At 64.6% G+C, this 3,410-nt stretch carries 4 protein-coding genes and 1 tRNA gene; 2 read left to right on the top strand and 3 right to left on the bottom strand.

The genetic code is table 11. The annotated features are described in order from the left end of the window. Positions 1-887: D-glycerate dehydrogenase (locus KBT70_RS12500; RefSeq protein ID WP_296633808.1), on the bottom strand; the 887-nt coding region annotated here is incomplete at its 3' end. A 102-nt stretch (positions 888-989) separates the two neighbouring features. Between KBT70_RS12500 and KBT70_RS12495 the strand changes: the two genes are divergently transcribed. Beyond that, positions 990-1,493: an SH3 domain-containing protein gene (locus tag KBT70_RS12495; RefSeq protein WP_296633803.1), complete on the top strand. Its 504-nt coding sequence runs from the start codon at positions 990-992 to the stop codon at positions 1,491-1,493. Positions 1,494-1,621: 128 nt separating this feature from the next. Next, positions 1,622-1,696 (top strand) — tRNA-Gln (locus tag KBT70_RS12490). A 231-nt stretch (positions 1,697-1,927) separates the two neighbouring features. On the opposite strand, the gene KBT70_RS12485 is transcribed toward KBT70_RS12490, so the two are convergent. Both KBT70_RS12485 and KBT70_RS12480 read right to left on the bottom strand, forming a co-directional pair. Next, positions 1,928-2,707 (bottom strand): GntR family transcriptional regulator, encoded by a 780-nt coding sequence (locus KBT70_RS12485; RefSeq protein ID WP_296633798.1) that lies wholly within the window; start codon positions 2,705-2,707, stop codon positions 1,928-1,930. Beyond that, positions 2,700-3,410: amidohydrolase family protein (locus KBT70_RS12480; RefSeq protein ID WP_296633794.1), on the bottom strand; the 711-nt coding region annotated here is incomplete at its 5' end. The genes KBT70_RS12480 and KBT70_RS12485, both read right to left, overlap by 8 nt.

Raw genomic sequence — 3,410 nt, 5'->3', positions numbered from 1 at the left:
ACGGTGGCCGAACCCATATGCGGCAAGAGCACCACGTTCTTGAGTTCGCGCAGGCGGGGATTGATGTCGGCACCATGCTCGTAGACATCGAGGCCCGCGCCTGCGATCTCTCCGGCGCGCAACATCCGCGTGAGGGCGTTTTCGTCGATGACCTCGCCGCGCGAGGTGTTGACGATCACCGCCTCGGGCTTCATCAGCTTGAGCCGCCGCGCGTTCATCAGATGGAAGGTCGAGGGCGTATGCGGGCAATTGATGCTGAGCACATCCATGCGCGCCACCATCTGATCCAGACTTTCCCAATAGGTTGCCTGAAGGCTTTCTTCGGTCTCGGGGCGGAGGCGTCGGCGATTGTGGTAATGCACCTGCATGCCAAAGGCCGCCGCGCGCCGCGCGACCGCCTGACCGATCCGCCCCATGCCGAGAATACCAAGCCTGCGCCCGGCGATCCGGCCCCCCAAGAGGGCGGTGGGCGACCAGCCGCCCCATTGGCCGGTTTGCATCACCGCCAGCCCTTCCGGCAGGCGGCGCGTGACGCTGAGGATCAATGCCATGGTCATGTCGGCGGTATCATCGGCCGACACGCCCGGCGTATTCGACACAAGGATACCGTGCTGGCGCGCGGTGCCCACGTCGATGTGATCCACCCCGGCCCCGTAATTGGCGATCAGCTTGAGCCGGTCCCCGGCCTGCGCAATCAGGCTGGCGTCGATCCGGTCCGACAGGGTCGGGACCAGCACATCCGCCTCTTTGGCGGCGCGGGCCAGTTCCTCGCGCGTCATGGGCGCGTCCGTCTCGCGCAGGCGGACGTCGAAAAGTTCGCGCATCCGCGTCTCGACCGGCTCGGGCAGGCGTCGCGTAACGACAACACTCAGGCGTGCAGATGGCATGAAGCCCTCCTTGAAACTTTCCTTTCAGGCGCGTTGCTGCCAGAGTGGCGCAGGAAAGAGCGGGGCACAAGAACCCCCTTGCAGTTTGCGGGCAGAATTCGAATGACGGCGATGAAATCCGGGCTTGCCGCCCTTGTCATGGTGATGGGACTGGGCCCTCTGGGGGCCTTGGCCGAAGAGCGCGGGCCGGTCACGAACCTGCCGCTGCCGCGGTTTGTGTCGATGAAGGCCTCGGAGGGCAATGTGCGCCGCGGCCCCAGCCTTACGCATCGCATCGACTGGATCTTCAAGCGGCGCGACATGCCGCTCGAGATCACGGCAGAGCATGGCCATTGGCGTCGGGTGCGCGACCGGGACGGGGCAGGCGGCTGGGTGCATTACACGCTGCTCTCTGGCGTGCGCACCGCCAGTGTCGAGGTCGAGATGCTGGACCTGCTGGCCAAACCCGAAGCGCATGCCATGGTGGTGGCCCGCCTGGAACAGGGCGTGATCGCGCGACTCGAGGAATGCCAACCGGACTGGTGCGCGGTTTCCGCCGGTGGCTATGATGGCTGGGCCCCGAAAACGGCGCTCTGGGGTGTCATGGAGGAGGAGACATTCGAGTAGCGGGTCGCGACACGAATGAATTTCCACAATATTATCATATGGATGGGGCTGCCGGGGGATGGGACCGCGTTTTTTTTGCCAAGCACCCTTGAACCGCGCCAAGCTCCAGAGTAATTAGCGCGTCACGTTGGGGTGTAGCCAAGTGGTAAGGCGTCGGTTTTTGGTACCGTGTACCGTAGGTTCGAATCCTACCACCCCAGCCAACTTTCTGAAATATCTTGTTTTCAAGTGCTTATCGCCAAGCATTGCGCGGGCTTTGTGTCAGACATCGCCTGTTGTAGGCTCTGCAGCGATGCCATGCCTCTCGGCAAGAGAGCACGCACGGGCCGATGATTGCCTCTGACGCCCACCTTGCACCGCCTCTCTGCTGGTCTGCCCGTCCCTGTGATGGGCGCGATACCACATAATTGCGTTAGCAAGCACTCACACGGGCCTCACGTCTGAAACACGAATTCGACGCTGGTCATTGGCCAGCAGCCTCGGTTGAATTCGATCGCCGCGTCATTAGGATCGCGGTTGATGGCGGTGACATATTGCACCGGGGTATTGTCGTTCAGGCAGAGGATTTCCGCCTCATCCGGTTGCGCAAAGCCCCCGCTCACGCGGGTTTCGGCGCGGCGAAACCATGGGATTCCCGCCGCCTTGTAAACCGCGCTGACCGATTGACCGATCGTGTAGATCCGCTCGAACTCGGGAAAGCGGTGGGCGGGCAATTCCTTGCGCGTGAAATAGATGGGCGCACCGTCCAAGAGACGCATCCGGTGCAGCACGATCACCAGATCCCCCGGCCCCAGATCAAAGAGGCGCGCCGCCTCGGGGCTGGGCGAGGCCCGTTCCAGCCGCAGGGTGCGCGATGTCACCTGCGCCTCGCATCCAATGAGAGAGTCGGCAAAGCGCATGTCGTTGCGGATCACAAAGGCGCGCGGCACGGGGCGCACGAAAATGCCCACACCCTTGCGCGCCTGCAATTTGCCCTCGCTCTGCAAGAGGGCGAGCGCGCGGCGCATCGTCAGACGGTTGACCCGAAACATCTCGGCCAGTTGCACCTCGCCGGGCAGGCGGCTGCCGGGGGTCACCACGGCCCCCTCGATGGCCCGCGCCAAGCGGTCATAGATCTGCAACCAGATCGGGCGCTCGGAGCGCGCATCATAGGCCAGCCCCGCCAGACGGGCGAGGCCTGCTTCAGCGCGTGAAAGCTCTGTCAACTCAGCCACGGCTCAGAACCTTTCTGCCTTGGACAAACACCGCCTCGATCTTGCGGGTGTCCGGGGCCACCACAAGAACATCCGCCCGTTTGCCCGGCCAGAGCGCGCCCCTGTCATCCAGCCCAGCCGCCGCCGCCGGATTGGCAGACACCAGCGCCCAAGCCTTTGACAGCGGCAGGATGCCAGCCTCGTTCAGGCGCCAGACCGCATGAAACGGCGCGGGATAGTAATAGTCCGACGCAAGCACGGTGCAGAGCCCCGCCCGGATTGCCGCCGTCGCGCAGAGCGCGCCATTGTGGCTCTCGCCGCGCAGGGCATTGGGCCCGCCAAGGATCACAGGCTCGCCCGCCGCCCGCGCCTCGGCGGCGGCCTCTTCGGACATCGGAAACTCGGCCACGGTCACACCGCGCGCGCGCCCTGCGCGCCGGTCCTCGGCGGTCATGTCGTCATGGGACAGAACAGGGTGGCCAAGTGAGATGGCCCCCGCACAAATGCGGTCGGTCGCCCCCGGCACTTCACCTTGTCGCGCCAGCATCGCCGTAATCGCAGCCTTGGCATCAGCGGGCGCAAGGCCCATGCGCACGGCCATCCGCTTGAGCTTGGCGCTGTCTTCTCCCAGCTTGTGATTGGCGCTGGTGTGATCGTTGAGCGACAGGATATCGCCCGGTCGCCGCGCGAGCCACCCCAGCACCTCATCGACATGGTCGATGGC

The sequence above is a fragment of the Roseovarius sp. genome, assembly GCF_018066915.1.
In the GTDB taxonomy this organism is placed as follows: domain Bacteria; phylum Pseudomonadota; class Alphaproteobacteria; order Rhodobacterales; family Rhodobacteraceae; genus Roseovarius.
Note: the sequence above shows the minus strand (reverse complement) of the source record. Positions and strands in the feature narration are given on the sequence as shown.